We start from the raw sequence: 19,662 nt of genomic DNA, 5'->3' as shown, positions 1-19,662 counted from the left end.
AAAGATGCCCCAGTCTGCCCTATTTCGCCGAGGTTGGCAGGACCGAGCACGCCTTCCGGTAAGGGGCTGTGGGGCGATTCAAGGGCGTGCGCAGCACAACTCAGAGCATTGAGAAGTGGCGTCCTGTCCGACTGTCCCGCTCTTTCTGCCTCCCGGGTCCAGCACACAGTTGACCACCAGCGCATACCGCGCTGTATTGATCAGCATCAAGGCGACCGTCTGGGCCGCCTTGATACTTGCCAACCTCCCCTACCCCAAACAGAATGAAGTGCAGCGCCCCTTCTAAACCGGAAGGGCGCTGCTCCGTGGTGCACAGGACTTTCACCCGACGCGGACCTGACGCCAGAAGGTCAGGAGAGACATGCGGAGGGTTCCAGCGGTGGCCTGACGGGCGGCGCGGGCCTCGCGGCGGTGCTGGGCCCCGGCCTGGAGGTCTTGGGCGCGGTCGTTCTGGTAGTGGGTCACGGTGATTTTCTCCTTTGCACCGGCCCAGCGTCCTCGCCTCCGGTTGTTCCCACGATGCTCCTTTGCCCTCCCGCTGTACATCGGCCCGCTGGCGGAGGCGCAGATGGGCCAAAGGACGTCACCCGGATAAGCTCGGCCTTCCAAAAGCGCCACCCAAACACATTGCGGCCCAAATAAAGAAGCGCCGAAATCCTGCCCCACACCCTCAAAGCTTCGTGGTGAAATACTGCCCCGCGGCGCAGGGAAGCGTCCTCTTTTTGCACAATGGGCGTGCAAGCGGACCAGAAATAGACCCCAGACTGTTTCGAGCCCAGTGGCCAGAATCTCTGAGTGCGGAGCGCCCCAACGGGCCCTCTCCACTTCCTTTGAGGGCCCCCTGATGCCCCCGCCCCTTGCGCTGGCCGCCTTCGTCCGCTAATCTGCTCTGCGCTGGAACGGTGTCCGAGTGGTTGAAGGAGCACGCCTGGAAAGCGTGTATAGGGGCAACTCTATCGAGGGTTCGAATCCCTCCCGTTCCGCCAGACAAGGCGAAGGGCCGCAGCACATCATGCTGCGGCCCTTCGCCTTTGCTCCTACCTCTTTGCCACCCGCCAGGCGCTCAGCAGCGGGAGCAGCGCCAGCGCGGCGCAGGCGAGGGCCAGCGCGGGAAAACCGACGTGGGCGATCACCACGCCGCCCAACAGGGTTCCAACTCCCGCAGAGACGTAGCCCAGTCCATCGGTCACGCCCTGAGCGGCGGGGGTGCGCGCCATCGCCTTGCTGCCGGTGACGAAGGCGAGGTTCCACCCCAGACCCAGCAGGAACATGCTGAGCGCCAGCGGAGCCGCGCCCGACAACGGAGCGGTCAGGGCAGCGGCGGCGAGCAGTCCCGCGCCACCCACGTACCCCACACGCAACCCCAGGCGGTCAATGAGGGGCCCAGTGAGCCAGCCGAAACCGAACATCCCCGCGATATGCCCCGAGATCAACACCGCCACACTCCCGTGGTCCATGCCCAGGTGATGCGCCCGCAAAGGCGTCAAGCTCATCAGCGTGACCATGAGTCCCTGAGCGGTAGCGAGCGCGAGCGCAGTGGAGCGGACGCCGGGCAGCGCGAAGGCCTCGCGGACGGAAAGGCGAGCCCGCGCTCCCGCCTGTACTGGGATGACGGGCACCCACAGCGCCATCAGCAGCGCGGCCACACCCAGCAGGCCGCCCCCAACGAGCCACCCGGCCACCTCTGCCGTCGTTCCCAGGCGAGTCCCCAGGCCCTCCACCGCGCCCGAGAAGCCCGTGATCAGGAAGGAGCCCAGCACGCTCATCAGCATTAAGGCGCCCAGGGCCGTGCCCCTACGCGACTCGGGCACACTTTCGGCGGCGGCGTAGCGGGCCTGCTGGTAGCCGCCCTGCGCCGCGCCCATCATGCACGCGCCGAGGAGAAAGAGGGGCGTCACAGCCGCCCGCGCACCCAGAAAGCCCAGCACCGCACCGCACGCCCCCAGGGTAAAGGCCAGTCCCAGGCCCAGCTTACGGCCCGAGCGCAGCATCAGCGCGCCAAACAAGCCCGCCGAGAGCGCCGCTGACGTGCTGATGAGGGTAGAGGGCAGCCCCGAGAGGCTCTCGCGGCCCAGACTGCTCATGATCAGGCTGGCGAGGACCGTGCTGACGGTGGTGGCTCCAGTGGCGAGGGCCTGCGCGGCGTACAGCGGCGCGAGACGGCCGAGGGGCAGGGCGGCCGAAGCCTGACCCACGTCCAATGAAACGGGTTCAGGCACCCTGGGCGGCCCAACGCGCAGCAACGGCGGTTTTCAGGTACGTGGCGGCGTCCTCCGTGCTGGCCCCGGGCGTAAAGACCTTGCCCACGCCCAGTTCTTCGAGCTTGGGCAGATCCTGATCGGGGATGATGCCGCCGCCAAACACGATGATGTCCGCCGCGTCCCGCTCGCGCAGCAGCCGCACCACCTCGCGGAAATAGTGCATGTGCGCGCCTGACAGCACGCTGAGGCCAATGGCGTCCACGTCCTCCTGAATGGCGGCGTTCACGATCATCTCGGCAGTCTGGCGCAGGCCCGTATACACGACTTCCATCCCCGCGTCGCGCAGCGCCCGCGCCACCACCTTCGCGCCCCGGTCGTGGCCGTCCATGCCGGGTTTGGCGATCAGCACCCTGATGCGGCGGTCTTCCATAGTTTCTGTCCTCCTAACGAGCGTTTGGAGCCATGTTAGCGCGGTGAGGGCGCGTTCAGCCGTCAGCACCCAGCTTTCAGCAGCTGTTTAGCTCCACAAGTGACCCGGACCGTCATACGCGCGCTCCTGCCGGTCTTGCCGACTCTGCGAACCTTTGCCCAGGTGGCCGCGCCCGCCACACTGTTGCAAAGTCTGCGGCATCCGAATGCCTGGGCGGCCCTCTTCGTGGATGCCCGGCAGACCGTCGCCGTGGACCCGGACGGTGCGGCGGCGGTCTTTTTCAGCCAGGGCGCTGCACACGCCGTGAAGTTCTCCGAGAACGTCAAACTGCGCCCCCCTGGTCACGCCCGGGGGCCGCGTTGTGGCGGTGGAGCTGGATTTCCCACGCTGCGAGGTGGCCGTGTGGAACGTGACGGGGGGCCGAAAAGTGACTGTCTTGCGGGACTCCAGAGGGCACCGAGTTCGCCTTTGACCCGCAGTTCACCCCGGAGGGACGGTTTCTCCTGACCCAGGACACAGCGGGCTTTCGCCGGTGGGACACCCGCAGTGGCCGGCTCCTGCGTTCCCTTCCCGTCCGCTTCCAGCGTCTCCACGTCAGCCCGGATGGCGGCTTGGTGGCCGTCACCACCGGAAAGCGTCCGGTGAAGGTGTGGACTCCGGACCCCCCTCGCGCCGCCTCAAGGTCTCGCCGCCGCCCCCAGATTGCCTGAACGGACCAGGGTCCTGGTCCGTACGGGTGTGGAACGGGGAGGGCGGGGGGTGCAAGACCTGAAGCGGGCGAACAAACGGGAGTCTGGCGATCCCCCAGCTTCAGCCCTGACGGTCAGTTCGTGGCGGCCAACGAGGGGGCCACCGGGGTGGCCGGGTGGCGCACCGCCGCCGCCTTCCTGCTCGCCCAAGTCCAGCCCTCCACGGCACGCAGGCCACGGACCTGAAGACCAGCCGGACAACACGCTCTACGCGGCCTTCGACAGCGGGCAGGTCGTCGTGCAGCGCCTGGGACGGCTAAAGCATTTGTCCGAATGACGCCGTGCGTGGAAGGGCACCCCTCACGGCACCATTCTCCCCATGCCCATTCAAGTTCGCCCGCCGGGCCCGGTCAAAAAGAAGTCCTCGTTCTGACACATGCGCTAAAGCGCCACCCGGTCGTCTGGAACGTCTTTGGCAGTGAGCGCGGCTGGCCCACCCTCGCCCTGGGACTGGACCAACTGGCCATGGTCGACGAAAGTGGGCGTGGGCGGATCAAGGTGCTGAAGCTGCCGCAGGGCGGCGAGGCGTCAACGGGGAGAAGCGAGAGCGATGCGTCGGTGACGCCCTCTGCCCCTGGCGCCCTCAGCCCCGCGCTGCCCGCTCCACGCGCGACACCACACGGTCCCGCCCCAAGGCTTCGAGCATCTCAAACATGCCGGGGCTCTCGCTGGTCCCCGCGATGGCGGCGCGCAGGGGCTGCATCACCTTGCCGGGTTTGAGGCCCTTTTCCTCGGCAAAGGCACGCAGGGCTGCGTCCGTCGCGACTTGGTCGAACGAGGGCAGATTCTTGAGGCGGGTGGCCAGTTCCGCCAGGAAGGGGCGGCCTTCCTCGACCAGCTTCTGCGCCTTCTCGTTCACGGGATAGTCCTCGGACCAGAAGTAGGGCGTCTTGTCCAGAAATTCGGAGAACACGTCCATGCGCGGAATCATCATGCGGACCACCGCGCGGAAGTACGCGTCAAGGGGCAGCTCGCGCTTCTGCCCAGCCAGGTAGGCGTGGAGCCTCTTTGAGACCTCCTCCTCGCCCAGCACCTCGCGCAGGTACTTGCCGTTCATCCACTTGAGCTTATCGAGGCTGAAGACGGGGCCACCCAGGGTCACGTCCTCCAGCCGGAAGACGCGCTGGAACTCGTCGAGACCGAAGATTTCCTGGCCCTCGGGGTGGGTCCAGCCCATGGTGGCGAGGAAGTTGAGCATCGCTTCCGGCAAGTAGCCCTGTTCCATATACCACTCCACCGAGGTGGGATTCTTGCGCTTGCTGATCTTGGATTTGTCGGCGTTGCGCAGGAGGGGCATGTGGGCGAACACCGGCTCCGGCCAGCTGAAAGCGCGGTACAACAGCACGTGGATGGGCGTGGAGGTGATCCATTCCTCGGCGCGGACCACGTGCGTTACCCCCATCAGGCGGTCGTCGACCACATTTGCGAGGTGGTAGGTGGGGTAGCCGTCGGCCTTGAGCAGCACCTTGTCGTCGATCTCGCGGTTCTGAAAAGCGATGGGCTTGCGGAGCAGATCGTTCACCACTGTCTCGCCCTCGCGGGGCACCTTGAGGCGAATGACGGCGGCCTCGCCTGCGTCCACCCGGCGCTGTGCCTCAGCAGCGTCCAGACCGCGGCTCGGAACGGCGATCACGCGGCCTTCCTTCTGGGCTGCCTCACGCAGGGCAGTCAGTTCCTCGGGTGTCTCGAACGCGTAATAGGCGTGGCCGGATGAGACGAGTTGCCGGGCGTACTCACCGTACAGGTCAAATCTCTCGCTCTGACGGTAGGGGCCGTTGGAGCCGCCTTGCAGCGGCGACTCGTCGGGGGTCAGGCCCAGCCACTGCATCATCTGGAAGATGCGCGTTTCGCTGCTCTCCACGTAGCGGGTGCGGTCCGTGTCCTCAATGCGCAGGATGAACTTGCCCTGCTCGCCCCTGCTCTGCGCCTGGTGGGCAAGGGCGTGGTTGAAGAGGCCGATATACGCGGTCCCGACGTGGGGATCGCCAGTGGGGCTGGGCGCGATGCGGGTGACGACAGGCATGGAGCACAGGATACGGGGGCGCGGCCACATGCGGCAGCGGTGGGATGCGGGGGCCGTTCGCCTGCGGGGATGAGCCGCCTGATCCTCCTGCCTGCCCTGCTTCTGCCGTTCGGGGTGGCGTCCGCGCAATTCACGCCTGCCACTGCCGCGCCACCTACCGTCTACATCGGCATTCAGCCATTCCCAACCCGTCAGACCTGGACCCCAGCAGGGCGAGCCCAGTGCCGGTCAGGCTGCTCAGCCAGTTGGGGCAGGGCAGCGTTTGCGAGGGCGGCTTCACCGAGACGTATCGGGGAGAGCTGGCCTTCGTGCGCGCCAGCGAGGCCACCGGAGCAGGGGGACGGATGAAGAAGGTGGTGGCCGACACTGGCCCCGGAGCAACGCGGGAGCCTCGTGCAGGCCGCCGCTCGCGTGGGGGCCTGCAGCCCTGACCGCTGCACGACGCCTGGCATGGGCGCCGCATCTCCGGGCACTCGGGACGGACGTTCGCAAAGGGCTGCGCTGGGCAGAGGCCGAAGTCCCACCCCCATTCCCAACCTTTGGAGGTGGCAACGCCCTGCCTGGCCAGAGGAGGCGGAGCAGGTGTTGGGGGAAGGCGCTCAGGGTGACGGGCCGAACGGACACCGGGAACCTCCCCACCGTTACCAGCTTCGATCTGGTGGCCGCACTTCAGGCCGAGACAGACCGGGAAACGGTGTACGTCAAGGCGAGCGGCGCGGATCAGGAGGCGCGTGTAACGGCCCTGCTCTCGCGCACGCTGCCGCAGCTGCTTGCGCCCCTGCTCTGGACCGAGGCCAAGCACGCCTGACACTGAGCGCCTCGGACGGTGAACTGCTGGCCAGCGTGGGTCAGCCCGGGGCGTGGGTGAAAGCTGCCCCCAGGCTTGCGGGATCCCAGCAGAGAGCCGGTGCCACCGCCCTCGCCGCGCGGGGGTGTCCTGCGTCTCCGCTGTCCGAGATGACGGAGCGGGTGTGGGAAGGGACGTTGCCTGGCTGGCGGCCTCTGTACGTGCCCTTTTGCCCCCAGGAAGCGGTGCGCGAACTCACTCGCCTCTGACCTTCTTCTTGCCTGCGCGCCCCAGCCACCACAGGCCAATGGGCAGGAGAAGTAGGCTCAGAACGCCGTATTCCGGGGAAACGGCGGGGGTGGATGTGGGGGGGGGCGCCGCCTGCGGCTTGCTTTCCATAGGTCTACATACGGGAGGAGTGGGGTCAGGGTTGCCGAGAAACCTGCGCCGCCGGTGACGCTCTGCCCTACAGCGGACCAGCGCCGAAGGGGTGATCCACGACGTACAGCCAATGCCCCCCGGGTTGACGCTGCACGACCTCCGCGGTGTGGCCCTCCAGGTGGAGCGGCTTACCATCCGCCCCTGTGGTGGTCAGTTCCCAGTGGGCCCGCAACAGCGCGGTGTCTCCAGAGACGAACGCGTGGATGTTCCGCGCCGTCACCGTACCGTCAAGGCCCTGCAGGCCCTGCAGGTTCTCCCGCAACGCCTCTCCATCCCCAGATCCACCTGCCCGTCTGGCCGCACGGATTGGGCTTCGGGCCCGTACAGCGCCAGCAGATGTTCAACGCGGCGCGAGTTAAAGGCGCGCGCAAACGCCGGATTTATCCGCTGCGGTGCGAATACCGTACACGCCGTGTCGTTCATGGTTCCTGCCTTCTGAGCGTGGACAATGGGACGGGCAATGCCCGCGTCGACCCTACCGTTGCTGGGCGAGACCCGTGAAGAACGCACCAAAGCGAAAGGACCTTTCCAAATGGATACCGAAGGCGAGCAGCCCGCGTGACGCGGTACCAAGCACGGCCAAGGTGCTGACCGAGCGCCTCCGCACGCAGGAACGGTCCGGTCCGGCGCCGTGAAGCGGACAATGTACCCGGAGGTGCCTCCCCGGGTGGAATATACCCTGACCCCCACGGCCAACGGCTCAGCAGGATTCTCGACGACCTCGGAGCCTGGAGCGCTGCTACGGTGGGGCTGATGCCGCCCGTTCATCACGCCCCGCCGAAGGAAGATAGAGGTTCCACTTGAATTGGAAGCCGGAGGAAATTCCTCTAAACGGAGGAATGCCATCTGGTACAGTTTCCGGATCATCCGTTGCCTCCCCTCAGCTTCGGTGGTTCCACGCTTCTGGGTCACCGTTTTTCCTGCTCGTTCCGCTTGGGTTGACCCGTTATCCCATCACAGATGAACTGGAATCCTTATGGGTGCGTGTTTTCCAGTTGCAGACCCGTTCCTTCAGTAAACGGGCGACGCACACCTGCCCGGCTGGGCCTGCAAAATTCACCGTCTCTGACACGAACTTACAGGGGCTGTTCCGCTTGAAGGTCGTAACAGGGCGAAAAAACGCCGATCTGGCCCTGCGTATGTAGACTTTTGTCCGGCTTTCAAATTGAATCGTTGACCCAGCGATTCAACCTGAGCGGACTGGCCCACGGCGCAGCGGGCGCGTGGAAACAAAACCGGTTGCGGGCATGGCGTTCACACATGGGAAGAGCGCGGGCATATGAACGCAACAGTCGGAATCGGCAGAAGGCCCCAGACCAGACCTAGCCTTCCCGCACCCGCACCTCGTCTCGGCCGCGCGGCACGTCGCGCACGCCCCGCCGGCCAAAGGCGTGGGCGAGGTCCCGTTCTGAAAGGCGCAGCACCGTGGGCCGCCCGTGCGGGCAGGACCAGGGCTGATCGCAAGCGGAAAGGGCAGAGAGGACGGCCCCTCCCCTTCCCAGGTCCAGCATTCCGGCCTTTAGGGCCGGGGCACACGCCAGCCGGGCCAACACGTCACGCCGGGGATCAGAGCTCTCACCGAGCGCCGCCTCCACGATCTGCTCGTGCAACCGGGGCACCGCGAGGGCCGCCAGCGTGGCGGGAACCGTTCGCAGCCGCGCCAGCCCCGCGCCGAAATCCTCCAAGGTGAGGCCCCAGGCGCGCAACTCCGCGCCACGCTCGTGCAGGCGGGCCAGTTGTTCGGGCGTCAGGTGCAGCAACTCGGGTTCGGGCAGGTCAAAGGGTGGGGCGGCCGAGAGTTCGCGGGTCAGGCGCTCGTACAGAGCGCGCTCGTGGGCAGCGTGGGCGTCCACGATCCACAGGTCCCCCTCGCCCTGGGCGAGCAGGTACAGCTCCTGATACACGCCGACGAGGGAGAGGGTGGGGAAGCTCCCGCTCCTGGGTGTGGTCTGCGCCTCGGGCGGGGCAATCAGGGCCGGGGCCACCCGCGCGAGGGGATGGGCCGCGAGGGCCTGCGCCACCGCTTTCCGCACCCGCGCCGCGACGCCCGGTAGGTCCGCAAGGGCGACGACCTGCTTGGCTGGGTGAACGTTGGGGTTGTGGTCCTCGGGCGCGACGCTCAGGTCCAACACGCACAGTGGGGCCACACCCGAGGGCAGCAATTCGGCAAAGCCCTCGATAACGGCCTTTTCCAGTTCGGACGGCGCGAGGACCGGGCGGCCATTCACGCTGAAGTGCATCCGGTCCCGCCGCGCCCGGGTCAACTCCGGACGGGAGACAACGCCCTGCACGCCCTCGGCCTCCACCCGCAACACCCGGTTGGCGCTGAGCGGCCCGTACACGCTGGCCACTGCGCCCCGGTGATCGGCAGGAGCATGGACAAGGCGGGTCTCGCCGTCCACGGTCAGCCGCCAGTGAAGTTCCGGATGGTGCAGCACGTAGCGGCCCACGAGCGCGGTGATGTCGCGCACCTCCAGGGTGGGCGCCGCCTGCGTGCGGAGCCGGGCGGGCAACCGAGCAAAGAGGTTCCGGACAGCCACAGTGGTGCCCGCCGGAGCGGAGGTGCGCCGGACCCGCACGTCCTCGCCCGCCGCCACGACTTCGGCCGCCCCCACCTGCGCGGCAGGCCGGGTGACGAGGTGCAGCTCACCTGCCTGCGCGGCGGCCCACAGCGCCTCACCCCGGAAACCCAGCGTGGTCACGCGCTCAACTGCCCCTGGATGCGGCTCGAGCTTGCTCGTCGCGTGCCGCACGGGCGCGAGGGCCACCGACTCCGCCGCGATGCCCGAACCGTTGTCCCGCACGCGAATCAGTCCCAGGCCGCCGCCCTCCACCTCCACCTCCAGGCGACTGGCCCCCGCATCCAGCGCGTTTTCCACCAGTTCGCGCACCACGTCGAGCGGACGCGACACGACTTCACCCGCCGCGATCAGGCGGGCGACGTGGGGGGGGAGGAGGTGGATCGCCATGGGCGATGGCCGACCGTCAACGGTCTAACGGTCTAAACGCTTCACGCTTTCAGACCGTTAGACCTTCAGGCGGTCAGACCTCCTCCTTTCGTCCCTCACGCTGCCACCGGTGCAGCAGCTCGAGCGCCTGAAGCGGCGTCAAGCGCCCGAGGTCCAGCGCGGCGAGTTCGCGAGTGAGCTTGCGGTCGTCGCCCCCGGCGTTCAGCGCCGTCAGGAGCTGGGCCGCGCGGGCTGTTACGGAGGCGGGCAGTCCGGCGAGGCGGGCCACCTCCACGCCGTAACTCTGGCGCGCCGCACCGGGAATGACCTGGTGGTAGAAGGTGAGGCCGCCTGCGGCTTCGTCCTCCTCGGCGGCGACGTGGAGGTTGATCAAGCCGGGGAACTCGGCTTCCAGGCGCGTCAGTTCGAAATAGTGGGTGGCAAACAGGGTATGCGCCCGCGTACCGTGCAGGTGTTCCAGCGCCGCCTGCGCAATGGCGAGGCCGTCCAGGGTGGAGGTACCGCGCCCCACCTCGTCCAGAATGACGAGGCTGCGGTGCGTGACGCCGTGGAGGATGCCCGCCAGTTCGCTCATTTCCACCATAAAGGTGCTCCGCCCACCCGCCAGATCGTCGCTGGCCCCGATGCGGGTATGAATGGCGTCGTATACGGGCAGCTCGGCGTGATCGGCGGGCACGAAGGACCCCACCTGATGCAGCAGCGCGCAGAGGGCCACCGTGCGGAGGTAGGTACTCTTTCCCGCCATATTCGGCCCAGTCAGGAGCAGCAGGTGACGGTGAGCGGCGAGCTCGGCGTCGTTCGGCACGAAGCGCCCACCCGTGGCCCGCTCCACGACGGGGTGCCGGGCCTGCACCAGCCGGGCGTCTCCCGTGACGGTCTGCGGGCGGACCCAGCCGCAATTCACCGCAAGTTCGCCCAGGGCGGCCAGCACGTCCAGCTCCGCCAGCGCCCCGGCCGCCTCCGACAAGGCTTCGGCGTGGGCGGCCAGCCCATCACGCAACCCGGAAAAGACCTCCAGTTCGAGGCGCTGGGCCGCGGTCTCCAGACGCACGATCTCACGCTCACGCTCACGCAGATCCTGGCGGGTAAAGCGGGCCCGGTCCTTGAGCGTGGCGATCTGGCGGTAGTCGGCGGGGACCTTGCTCAGGTGGGCCCCCGTGACCTCCAGGTAATAGCCGAAGACGTTGTTGAAGCCCACCTTCAGGCTCCCGATGCCCGTCCGCTCACGCTCGGTGGTTTCCAGATCGGCCAGCCAGGCGCGGTGACCCAGGGCTTCAGAACGCAGGCCATCAAGTTCGCCGTGAAAGCCGTCGCGGATCAGTCCGCCCTCGCCGGCGCGAATGGGCGGATCGTCCACCAGGGCGGCGCGGACCAGGGTCACCACGTCGGGTAGGGCCCCCAGGCGGCCACGAATGCCGCCCAGCAGGCCATCGTGGGTCTCCAGCAGGCGGGTGGCCTCGGGCAAGAGTTCCAGCGTGCGGGCCAGGGCCGCCACCTCACGTGGGGTGGCGCGGCGGGTGGCGACGCGGGCAGACAGGCGCTCAAGATCGTGCGCACGGTACAGCAGGGCGCGAATGGCCCCGCGCAGATCGGCCGTTCGCGTGAGCGTCTCGACGGCATCCAGCCGGGCCCGAATGCTGAGTTCGTCGAGCAGTGGAGCACGCAGCCAAGCCCGGAGCCTGCGTCGGCCGCCCGCCGTCCGCGTCTCGCAAAGCACGTCCATCAACGTCACACCCTGCGGTGACTGGGCCTGAAAGACCTCCAGGGCCCGTACCGCCGCTTCGGGCAGCCGCATATGGGCCCCCGGCTCGAAACGTACCACCCGGCGCACCATCTCCAGCTTGCCCTGCTGGGTGTGACGCGCGTAGCTCAGGACAGCGCCGCATGCCCGGACCAGCGCGGTGGACGTCAGCGAGCCGGGCACGTCACCCAGCGTATTGGTCAGTTCCTCACGCGCCGCCGTCAGGTCGAAATTGGCGGGCGAGAGCATCACTGGAAAGCGCGACTGGAAATCGGCCAGCAGGGCCGGGTTGCCGGAGAGTTCTGGGGCGAGCAGCACCTCGCGGGCGCGGTGACGGGCCAGTTCGTCGTACAGGGACGTGCGGGTGTGAAAGGCAGCGCACCGGAATTCACCGGTGGACACGTCCAGCAGCGCGAGGGCGTAGCCGTCTCCCGTCGCCACCGCCCCGAGGTAGTTCTCGTCGGCGGTGAGCAGGCGCTCCTCGGTCACGGTCCCGGGGGTCAGCAGTTGGGTGACCTTGCGGTCCACCAGGCCCGAGCCGGCTTCCTCAATCTGGTCCGCCACAGCCACACGCACACCTGCCGCGAGCAAGCGCTCCACATTGGCGTCCAGCGTGCGGATGGGGACTCCAGCCATGGGCGTAGAGAAGTCCTTGCTGCTCTTGTGGGTGAGGGCGATGCCCAGCAGGCGGGCGGCGCGCTCAGCGTCTTCGCCGAAGGTTTCGTAAAAATCACCACATTGAAACAGCAAGAGGGTGTTCGGAAGCATCTCCTCCACCTCGTCCCGCAGCCGGACATACTGCTCCAGCATCGGCGGCAGCGGGCCGTGACCCGTACCCTTCAGGACGCTTTGGGGGACTTGGGTTCTGGGCACAGCGTAAAGATAGCGGGATTCGAGGGTGGGAAGGCGCGATAGGACACCTTGCAGCCCATAGGCCCTCCCCCATTACAGGTACGCCGCAAACAAAAGAATCCTCAGCCGCTTTGTTCCTCCCGCACCTGTCACAGTACCGAACGGTCCAAAGACCACGCGGCTGCGGACGGGGAAGGCAGGCAGGCTTCTGGCCTTCCCGCAAGAGGGACTGGGGCCAATGATGGGCGAGGCATACCCGGATGTGGAGTTTGAGGTGGTGGAGGCTCGGGCCCAGGAGCTTCGGCTCGACGGGTGGAAGCCGGAGACGCCGGGCGATGTACGCAGGCCCTGCCTTGCAGCCCTCACTGCAGGCCGAGCAACGCTTCCCAGCGATTGCCGGTGCCGTTGAAGCGCAGGCGGCCCACCCAGTGCCCAAGCGGCTGCAAACGAGATCACAAAGAACCGACGCTCAAGGTTTTCCCTTCACAACGGCGTTCTGGAGGCAAGATGCACCTTAAAACCGACCCGCAGGGCCCACAGATGAAACCCAGACCTGGCCTGACCCTTAACTGGACCGGGCCTCATTCCGTATGACTTCCATCCAATTCACAGCCCCATATACAGGGAGAAAACTGCCAATCATATTCAAACGACCTGCCAGGAAATAGGGGATGAATGGGGTCACAAATGCTGCGGCTCCCCTGCCCACTGGACTGGCCAAACCTGTCTGTACCGATAGGAGTAGCAGCCCTCCCGCCAGAAGCGCAGCCCCAAGGACGCCCAGGGCGCCCGGTAGACCTAGACTTCGCCGCCCGCTGCATACGCCTTGGGCCAGAACGAGGCCAGCCGCCAGGAAGATGACAACGGACGCCGCGCTACTCAAATCAACTCGGGTGTTCATGCTGCAGGCCACGGTCTCAGATGCGGTTGCGCTGCCCGATGGGTGCTGGACGCATCACTCACCGAGAAAAACTCTGGCCAATGAAGCCGCAGGTGCTTCGCCTCAAGTGCCCAGCCCAGGATCACACTCCGCCTCGTCCACACCTTTCCCAGCAGGCTCTTCTTATTGAAACAGTCTTAGGTAAGCGACATTGAAGGATTTCTATCCGGGTGAACTATGGCAAAAATAACCATCCACCAAGCCAGAAGCACAAGAATTCTGCAGGATTATAAATCTAGTATAGATAATAATTCCGACTTATATATGAGGGCTTTGGATGGCGAATTCCGTTGGAGCGAGCTACTTTGACCCACAAAAAAAGAAGCCAACGGCAGAGTAGCAATTAGAGATCGCCAATCTTCCAATTGGTAGTTTAGGGAGATAGACTGGATATACATTTTAGCAGGACCCTGTACTATCAGTTGAACCTTTGTCCAAAAAGAATAAAATTTGGATACTCTTCTTTAAGTCGGTTTAGACGTGAACAGGAGTAGTGTTCAAGCGGCAGATTGAACAAGCCGAGGCGCGGCCGGGCGTACTCGGTTCCCAGGTGGCGCACGCCCACTTTCACCACCGTCTTCCGGTCCTTGCCTGCGAGGCGGCCCTTCAGGTCCTGAGCGGCCTTCACAGTGCCGCCGATGAGGTCCGTCACCTCAGTCCACGCAAAGGGTGGATTGGCGAGGGCCAGCACCTTGCCGGTCAGACCAGGCAGGTGGGTGGTCGTCCAGTCGGTCCGCACGTTTACCTGAGGCTGTGCGGCGGGCGTGCTGGTATGGCTCGGGGCAGCCGTCAGGGCGAGCGCCCGCTTCGGCGAGGGCCAGTGTGCGGGTTGGTGGCGTCAACCCGCGGTTGACGGGCGGGCCTAGATTCCAAGGGCCTTCTTGGCCCGCTGCAGATACACGGCGCGTTCCTGTAGCCCGTTCAGACGCCCATTCACCCCGCGCGTGACGGCGCTCAGATCATCCCGGTCCGCCGCCTCGTTGAGCCCGCGTCGCCGCCAGTAGGCTGCCGCATCGAGCGCGGCCACCCCGTACTGCAGCAGCAGGTCCGGCTGGCCCTCCAGGTCAAAGCCGATCTCCCGCCCGGACCTGCGGTAATTGGCTCGCCCTGTGGTCTGAATCAAGCCCCGCCCCCGGAAGCGGTAACCGTCGCCGCTGGCCTCGGGGCCGTTCCCGTTGCGCCCCGCGTAGCAGTTGTTGGCGATGGCGGCTGGGCCCGCGTCAGCAAGCCGCCGGGCCAAGGTGTTGGGCGCTTTCGGCGCAGCGTGAGGGTCTACCGCGTACCGATACGGCCAGACCTCAGCGAGTCGTTGCGCGGTGTAGTTCAGGTTCTCGGCCACTGGGCGGAACCCCGACTCATGGGCGAGTTGGGCCAGCCAGTGGGCCACGCGCAGCCGAGAGGAGATGTCAAAGCGCAGGGCCGCCGCGGCGAGTTTGAGTGCGGTGGTCTGCGCTGAGGTGACATCGAGGTCAGTCCGCACAGCCCACAACAAGTCAGGGGTGATCACGACTCCTCCTTTAGAAAGGGCACGTCCGCCACAACGGAGGACCAGACCTGCTTCTTCTTGGCTTCCTTGATGCGTCACACGGCTTCGAGGAACAGGGCAAACGTTACTACGCCCCCAGCAATGTTGCGGCTGTACATCAAACTTCATGACGGCGGTAGGCCTGCGCCACAGGAGGCTGAGCAGAAAGTACCCAGCGGTGCAGGTCCCCCGAAAGTCTTGAACAGCCAGGCGTACATGGCGGGCCAGCGTGCGCCCCTCGCAGTCATGTACGCCTGGCTGCTCCACAACACCGTGGGCATCGCCCACCCGGCAGTATCCAGGTGAGCGGCACAAGGGAGCCGATAACGGGCTGTTGCCAGAGTGTTCCAAGTTCCTGCGTTTTGGCTTCCGCCTTGGCCCGCAGCGCCTCCAGTTCGGCCGGGTTGATCTCGCTACCGTATTTGCCCGCCACCGCCTTCAGATCCACGCGCAGCGTGCTCAGCGGCCGCACCGCGCCGAGCATGGCCCCGATGGTGGCCACCACCGTGGGCTTCTTGCGCGCCAGTTCGCTCAGCAGGACGGTGGACCCGCCAGAAAACACGAGGCTCAGCAGGATGAAGTCCAGGAACTGCCTCCGGCGCGCGAGGGCGAGGGTGACGCCGATTTGCGCGACAACGCCGAAGAGGGCGGTGGCGGTGACGAGCAGCAGTGGCGGCACGGTGCGGGCGAGGTTTTTTCCAGACATGGCCCTCCTCTCTCCCGGCAGCAAGAACCCCCCGCGCGGGGACGGTGGGGGCAGAACGTGCAGGGGTCAGAGGGGGTGAACACGAAGCTCGCCGGGTCAACATCACAGGCATCCCCGCCACCGATGCCAGCGCTGTCCTTCGTGTACCAGACGCGGATCTCTGCGGCTGTCGGCGTCACGTCAAACGCATTGCTCACCCACGCGGAATCTATGCCGCTGCGCTGACTGTTATGGATCGTCTGAATCCGCGTGCCATCCGCGGCCCGGAGGCCGGTGTTCAAATCGTCGTTCGCTTCACTGCTGCCCCACGTGTCGAAGTGGAACGTGCCCGCCTGCTGCTGCGCAAGCGGGAAAATAAGGAACCCCAACGTGCCGTTGTCTGGCGTGAGGCCCGTTTTCCAGATACCCTCACGCCCGTGCGCGGTCCCGAGCAAAACCCAGGGCAGAGGCCAGGATTCTGTGGTGCCACGCCTCCCGGCCGCCTCAGTCGCCATCCACTCCTTCACGGTGCCGTTCAGGAACGTCCAGTACAGTCCCAAGGTCCCCGAGGCATCGTCTACCAGCGTAAACCCCTGGCCCGGCATTGCCGCCGCTGCATTGGCGAACGTGGCGAACGGAGCCTGCTCCTCAGGTACCGGAACTGCAGCGGCCACCCCAATGACCTGCCGCGCCTTCCCTGTTGGCCATTTTTTAGGTCCAGTGCGCCGAGCGTGTCTTCCCGCAGGACGCCCTCAAGCTCCTGCCTACCGAGTCTTGCGCCTTCGTACTGACTGATGACGCTACGCTTAGAGTTTTGTCAAAAAGAGGACCTCTTCTTGACCGAGCCCAGCGAGCGAACTTGAATGAACGTTGGGGAGAATGGCGCCGTGAGGGGTGCCTTTCCACACGCGGCGCCATTCGGACAAAGGCTCTAAACGTCTCGAACAGGTTGTCGTTGGTGCTGCCGCTGATCAGCACCGTCCACGCATCCTTCTTCGCACGCACCGGGCGCACTGGCCGGGGCGTGCCGGTCAGCACCACCCTGGGGTTCTTGCCGAGGCGCAGGCCGAACAGCAGGTTCGTCCAAGTGGTGTCGCCTGCCGTGCACTGGTCAGCATCGTTCCAGAGGGCTGGCTCATCACCCCAAGCGCCATGGTGCTGCGGGCCGTAGGCTTCGGGGCTTCTCGCTGCTGAAGCCCTTGAACTTCGCGCCGTTGCGCGGGTACAGCTCCCTGAAACTTCGGTTCCAGCTGGTGTCGACTGACCCGCCGCGCAGCCCGCTCTCGCCGAACACGCTGAGCAGCCCTGACTCTCCTCCCACCGTGTCGCGGGCGCCGGCGAAGGTCTGCGCCACCAGGGCGAGGCGGCCCCAGGGTGTCTCGCGCACCAACTGGGCGATCGTCTTGGCCCCTGTGCGGGTTTTCCCGAAGCCACGTCCGGCGAGGATCAGCCGCACGAACCAGCCGCCAGGAGTTGGTTCAGGCGGGCGGTGAGGAGCCAGCGTCGCCGGGTGGTCTGCCCTCTGGTAACCACTGGTTTACGCGGTTGGGTCCGGGCGACGCGCCGCTGCGTGTCACCAGCATCGCCGATCCCCCCTCCAGTCGCCAGCACATCCCGGGTGATGGCGATCTCCGACAGGGCCTTGATCGCGCCGGTCACCGCGCTGATGTTCTCGGCGGCGCTGCCTTCCAGTCCCCGGATCATCTCCCCTGTTTGCGAATGACGCCGGTCAGGGTGAGGTTGAATTCGTCGGCATAAAAGGGCCATCACTGCCGAGCAGCTCGCGGCAGTTCTGCAGCGTCTTGAGCGCAATCCTGTGACGCTGGCAAGCTTACGCGTTCCCAAGGAGAGCGGCGTCCACCAGGGCGCGGGCGTTGTCCCGTTTTGGGGCGGCCATTGTTCACCTCCTGGGGACAATGAAAGACCCCACCGAAGCGGGGTGTTGTTAATAGGGCAGCGCAAAGGTCAGGGAACCGACTGCACACCCAGACTCAAATCAACGACCTATCACTAAAGTGACGGGTTTGTGTCTGTGCTCCACCGCAGTTCGGCGTACCTCGAAAGGCGAGCCGCTTTGACTTCGCTGCACGACACATCAGGGGTGGTTGATAAGCACCCCGTAGCCGCCCAGTCCTGCCGGACGACCAACGTTCTTAACGCGATATTTCTCCCGCCAAGCAGGTCCGAATGAACCTCGTATCCGCAACTCTCACACCTGAACATCAACCCCGCGTTCGGCCTGTTGGCCTTCGAGGTGTGACCGCAGGACGTACACGCCTGAGACGTGTAGTTGGCGTCCACCTTGATCGCCAGCGGGGCCTTGTCGTCAATGAAGGCTTGCAGTTCGGCAAAGCTCCACTGACTGCGGCGGCGCTTGTTCTTACGCGACTTCTTGGAGGCGTCCTTGTTGCGACGCCCCTCGGTGCGTTCACAGATCTTCCGCAAATCCTCCAACCCGATCAGGGCCTGGGGGAAGCGGGCGAGAATGTCATTGGCGAGCTTGTGGTTGTGGGCAGCGATGAACCGTCTTTCCCGTCCCGAAAGGGCGATAAGACGCCGTGTGGCGCTCCGGATGCCTTGACGCTGCAACTTCTTACGGAGGCGGGCGAAGTGGTCCTTCTTCTGCCGGGCCGCCTTGCCGGAGAAGAAAGCGGCGTTGCTGCGGGTGTCGGTGGCGACGGCGTGATACCGCTGACCGACATCCACCCCGATCACCCGCTTGTGATCGGTGGGCTGCGGATCAGGGACCGTGATCGTCAAGGCAACCAGCAGCGAATACTGCTTTTTACGCTTGTCGTACCACAGCGTCCCCGACCCGATTTCCGCGCCGTTCTGGATGTATTCCAGATGCTTGGCGTAGCCCTCGTGGGGGATCACAATGCGCTTGTCCAGGGTGTCCACACTGACCTGCTGCCCCTTCTTGAAGGAGTAGTCCTTCTTGTAGAACATGGTCAGGAAGCGGGAGACGTGCTTGGGGGCGCGTCAAAGCCCTTAAACCTCCTCGGCTTCAGACCCGCTTCGACACGAAACGTCTGCTTTTTCTGGTGGTCTTTGAACTTGGTCAAGAGCTGCTTGAAGAAAGCTCCGACCCGACGGGGAACCGAGCGAGCAGACTGCGCCTTCAACCCAAAACGTTCGCGCAGGTGGGTGTCGACCTCCTGCTGGATCTTTGAGGCATTGGAGGATTTACCCATCTCATAAGCCACTTTGGCGGTGTGGTTCAGCGCGTCGCGGTAACTCAAGCTGAACGCATCCAGAGCAGCTTTCTGCTGCGGGGTGCAGTTCAACTTGAGCTTGGCCGTCAGCGTGATCTCCTCAGAGAAAGGATGTCCTCTCAAGTGGACACATTCAAGGAGCTTCGGCTTCAGTCGCCCTTCGGGCGAGACGGCATTCACCCCACGACTGAAGTCGCGGCCACCCTGCCGTCAAAGGTGGACGTATTGCTGGAGTTGAGGGTGGGTTTTGCGCGATTTGTGAGGGGCTGGGCTCGGATCAAACACAGCCTCACCGTTGGTGCTGTTCATTCCCAGGCGGGCCCGAGTGGCCTCCCGGACAGCCGCATCGGGGATGCGCGAGAGGTACGCCCCGACTGCTTTCAGGGTGCTCCCGTGCCTACGCCATGGCTGCGGGTGCGTCATCTCCACGTCACCCCTCTCTCCATAGACTCTGGGAGTGATAACTCAGTTGACTCTTCGCGAAGCCACCCCCGATGACCTGCCGTTCATGCTCAGCCTGGCTCCCCGCCTTACGGCCACTGCCCCAGCTTGGCGAGATCAAGCCGAGATGACAGCGGGGTATGAAGGGCTGTTTACAGGCGCAATTCATGAGCCTGAAGAAGGCTCGGCTGTGTTGATCGCGCAAAACCCTGAGGGTCAGCCGGTAGGTTTCACCCTGCTGTACTGGGATCCCAAGGCGCGCAGCGCTTTCATCAAGGATCTGGCGGTGAGTGAGCGCGCCGAAGGACTGGGTGTCGGCCAGTTTTTGATGCAGTCCATCGAACAATGGGCCAAGGACAAAGGGGCCGTGGAGATCATGCTGAAGACCTCCTGGTACAACACGCGGGCCCGCAGCTTCTACGAACGTGCTGGTTTTCAAGAGGACCACATTGCTTTGGTACGCCGCTTGGATTGACGTCACAGCGGCCCCTCGCACCTCTTCCACGAAGTTCATGACGGCCGCCTCGGCGGAGGGTGCGCTGTCCCCCACCGCGAACGCGGGCGCTTCCACGTACTGCACGATGCCCGCTGCGCCGCGCACATTCCCGCTCGGATCAAGCATGGCGGTGATCTGAAGGCACTGCCCCCCGGGAAGCTGCGCGG

Annotated in this window: 18 protein-coding genes, 1 tRNA gene and 1 pseudogene; 6 read left to right on the top strand and 14 right to left on the bottom strand. The window is 65.4% G+C overall.

The genetic code is table 11. From position 1 onward, the window contains the following. Window positions 1-321: 321 nt before the first annotated feature. Window positions 322-465: a hypothetical protein gene (locus B9A95_RS33860; RefSeq protein WP_170928686.1), complete on the bottom strand. Its 144-nt coding sequence runs from the start codon at window positions 463-465 to the stop codon at window positions 322-324. A 431-nt stretch (window positions 466-896) separates the two neighbouring features. Here B9A95_RS33860 and B9A95_RS17275 point away from each other — a divergent pair. Beyond that, a tRNA-Ser gene (locus B9A95_RS17275) sits at window positions 897-986 on the top strand. Window positions 987-1,037: 51 nt separating this feature from the next. Here B9A95_RS17275 and B9A95_RS17270 read toward each other — a convergent pair. Both B9A95_RS17270 and B9A95_RS17265 read right to left on the bottom strand, forming a co-directional pair. Beyond that, complete coding sequence (locus B9A95_RS17270; RefSeq protein ID WP_245808353.1) at window positions 1,038-2,195, bottom strand: MFS transporter; 1,158 nt, start codon at window positions 2,193-2,195, stop codon at window positions 1,038-1,040. 16 nt (window positions 2,196-2,211) lie between these two features. Next, window positions 2,212-2,631: a cobalamin B12-binding domain-containing protein gene (locus tag B9A95_RS17265; RefSeq protein WP_084048428.1), complete on the bottom strand. Its 420-nt coding sequence runs from the start codon at window positions 2,629-2,631 to the stop codon at window positions 2,212-2,214. Window positions 2,632-2,730: 99 nt separating this feature from the next. Here B9A95_RS17265 and B9A95_RS32420 point away from each other — a divergent pair, with 99 nt between their 5' ends. Then, complete coding sequence (locus tag B9A95_RS32420) at window positions 2,731-3,138, top strand: hypothetical protein (RefSeq protein WP_139806848.1); 408 nt, start codon at window positions 2,731-2,733, stop codon at window positions 3,136-3,138. Between the two features lie 825 nt (window positions 3,139-3,963). Here the strand turns inward: B9A95_RS32420 and gltX are convergent. Further along, window positions 3,964-5,403: a glutamate--tRNA ligase gene (gene gltX, locus B9A95_RS17255; protein ID WP_084050795.1), complete on the bottom strand. Its 1,440-nt coding sequence runs from the start codon at window positions 5,401-5,403 to the stop codon at window positions 3,964-3,966. A gap of 221 nt (window positions 5,404-5,624) precedes the next feature. On the opposite strand from gltX, the gene B9A95_RS17250 reads away from it, so the two are divergent. Together B9A95_RS17250 and B9A95_RS17245 are read left to right on the top strand one after the other, a co-directional pair. Next, window positions 5,625-5,834, top strand: coding sequence for a hypothetical protein (locus B9A95_RS17250; protein WP_084048426.1), 210 nt, complete (start codon window positions 5,625-5,627; stop codon window positions 5,832-5,834). Window positions 5,835-6,007: 173 nt separating this feature from the next. Next, entirely contained in the window at window positions 6,008-6,211 is a 204-nt protein-coding gene (locus tag B9A95_RS17245; protein ID WP_084048425.1) for a hypothetical protein, read from the top strand. Between the two features lie 445 nt (window positions 6,212-6,656). Here the strand turns inward: B9A95_RS17245 and B9A95_RS17240 are convergent, their stop codons facing one another. Beyond that, window positions 6,657-6,893 carry a YybH family protein gene (locus tag B9A95_RS17240; RefSeq protein WP_084048424.1) on the bottom strand — a complete coding sequence of 79 codons (237 nt, stop codon included), beginning with the start codon at window positions 6,891-6,893 and terminating at the stop codon, window positions 6,657-6,659. 366 nt (window positions 6,894-7,259) lie between these two features. Here B9A95_RS17240 and B9A95_RS37215 point away from each other — a divergent pair. Beyond that, window positions 7,260-7,385 (top strand): annotated as a pseudogene (locus B9A95_RS37215) (winged helix-turn-helix transcriptional regulator); the annotation flags it as partial. Window positions 7,386-7,953: 568 nt separating this feature from the next. Here B9A95_RS37215 and mutL read toward each other — a convergent pair. The 9 genes from mutL to B9A95_RS35525 all read right to left on the bottom strand — a co-directional run bounded on the left by mutL (window position 7,954) and on the right by B9A95_RS35525 (window position 18,738). Beyond that, the gene (gene mutL, locus B9A95_RS17235) at window positions 7,954-9,600 is read right to left on the bottom strand and encodes a DNA mismatch repair endonuclease MutL (protein WP_084048423.1); all 1,647 of its coding nucleotides are present in this window, start codon (window positions 9,598-9,600) and stop codon (window positions 7,954-7,956) included. Between the two features lie 73 nt (window positions 9,601-9,673). Continuing rightward, window positions 9,674-12,151, bottom strand: coding sequence for a DNA mismatch repair protein MutS (mutS, locus tag B9A95_RS17230; protein ID WP_084048422.1), 2,478 nt, complete (start codon window positions 12,149-12,151; stop codon window positions 9,674-9,676). 1,400 nt (window positions 12,152-13,551) lie between these two features. Then, window positions 13,552-13,872: a hypothetical protein gene (locus B9A95_RS17225; protein ID WP_084048421.1), complete on the bottom strand. Its 321-nt coding sequence runs from the start codon at window positions 13,870-13,872 to the stop codon at window positions 13,552-13,554. A 123-nt stretch (window positions 13,873-13,995) separates the two neighbouring features. Then, entirely contained in the window at window positions 13,996-14,640 is a 645-nt protein-coding gene (locus tag B9A95_RS17220) for a glycoside hydrolase family 19 protein (RefSeq protein ID WP_170928685.1), read from the bottom strand. Window positions 14,641-14,902: 262 nt separating this feature from the next. Further along, window positions 14,903-15,364 carry a hypothetical protein gene (locus B9A95_RS17215; RefSeq protein WP_084048420.1) on the bottom strand — a complete coding sequence of 154 codons (462 nt, stop codon included), beginning with the start codon at window positions 15,362-15,364 and terminating at the stop codon, window positions 14,903-14,905. Between the two features lie 1,117 nt (window positions 15,365-16,481). Then, a complete protein-coding gene (locus B9A95_RS17210) occupies window positions 16,482-16,799 on the bottom strand; it encodes a hypothetical protein (RefSeq protein WP_084048419.1) in 318 nt (105 codons plus the stop codon). Further along, window positions 16,790-17,047 (bottom strand): hypothetical protein, encoded by a 258-nt coding sequence (locus tag B9A95_RS17205; RefSeq protein WP_084048418.1) that lies wholly within the window; start codon window positions 17,045-17,047, stop codon window positions 16,790-16,792. Before B9A95_RS17205 ends, B9A95_RS17210 begins: the two co-directional genes overlap by 10 nt. 306 nt (window positions 17,048-17,353) lie before the next feature. Continuing rightward, window positions 17,354-18,292, bottom strand: coding sequence for an RNA-guided endonuclease InsQ/TnpB family protein (locus B9A95_RS17200; RefSeq protein ID WP_245808352.1), 939 nt, complete (start codon window positions 18,290-18,292; stop codon window positions 17,354-17,356). A 2-nt stretch (window positions 18,293-18,294) separates the two neighbouring features. Then, a complete protein-coding gene (locus tag B9A95_RS35525) occupies window positions 18,295-18,738 on the bottom strand; it encodes a hypothetical protein (RefSeq protein WP_245808351.1) in 444 nt (147 codons plus the stop codon). A gap of 277 nt (window positions 18,739-19,015) precedes the next feature. On the opposite strand from B9A95_RS35525, the gene B9A95_RS17195 reads away from it, so the two are divergent. Next, window positions 19,016-19,474 (top strand): GNAT family N-acetyltransferase, encoded by a 459-nt coding sequence (locus B9A95_RS17195; RefSeq protein ID WP_139806846.1) that lies wholly within the window; start codon window positions 19,016-19,018, stop codon window positions 19,472-19,474. Window positions 19,475-19,662 lie beyond the last annotated feature (188 nt).

Source organism: Deinococcus hopiensis KR-140 (assembly GCF_900176165.1).
Classification (GTDB): domain Bacteria; phylum Deinococcota; class Deinococci; order Deinococcales; family Deinococcaceae; genus Deinococcus; species Deinococcus hopiensis.
This window is presented reverse-complemented; position numbering and strand designations above follow the sequence as displayed.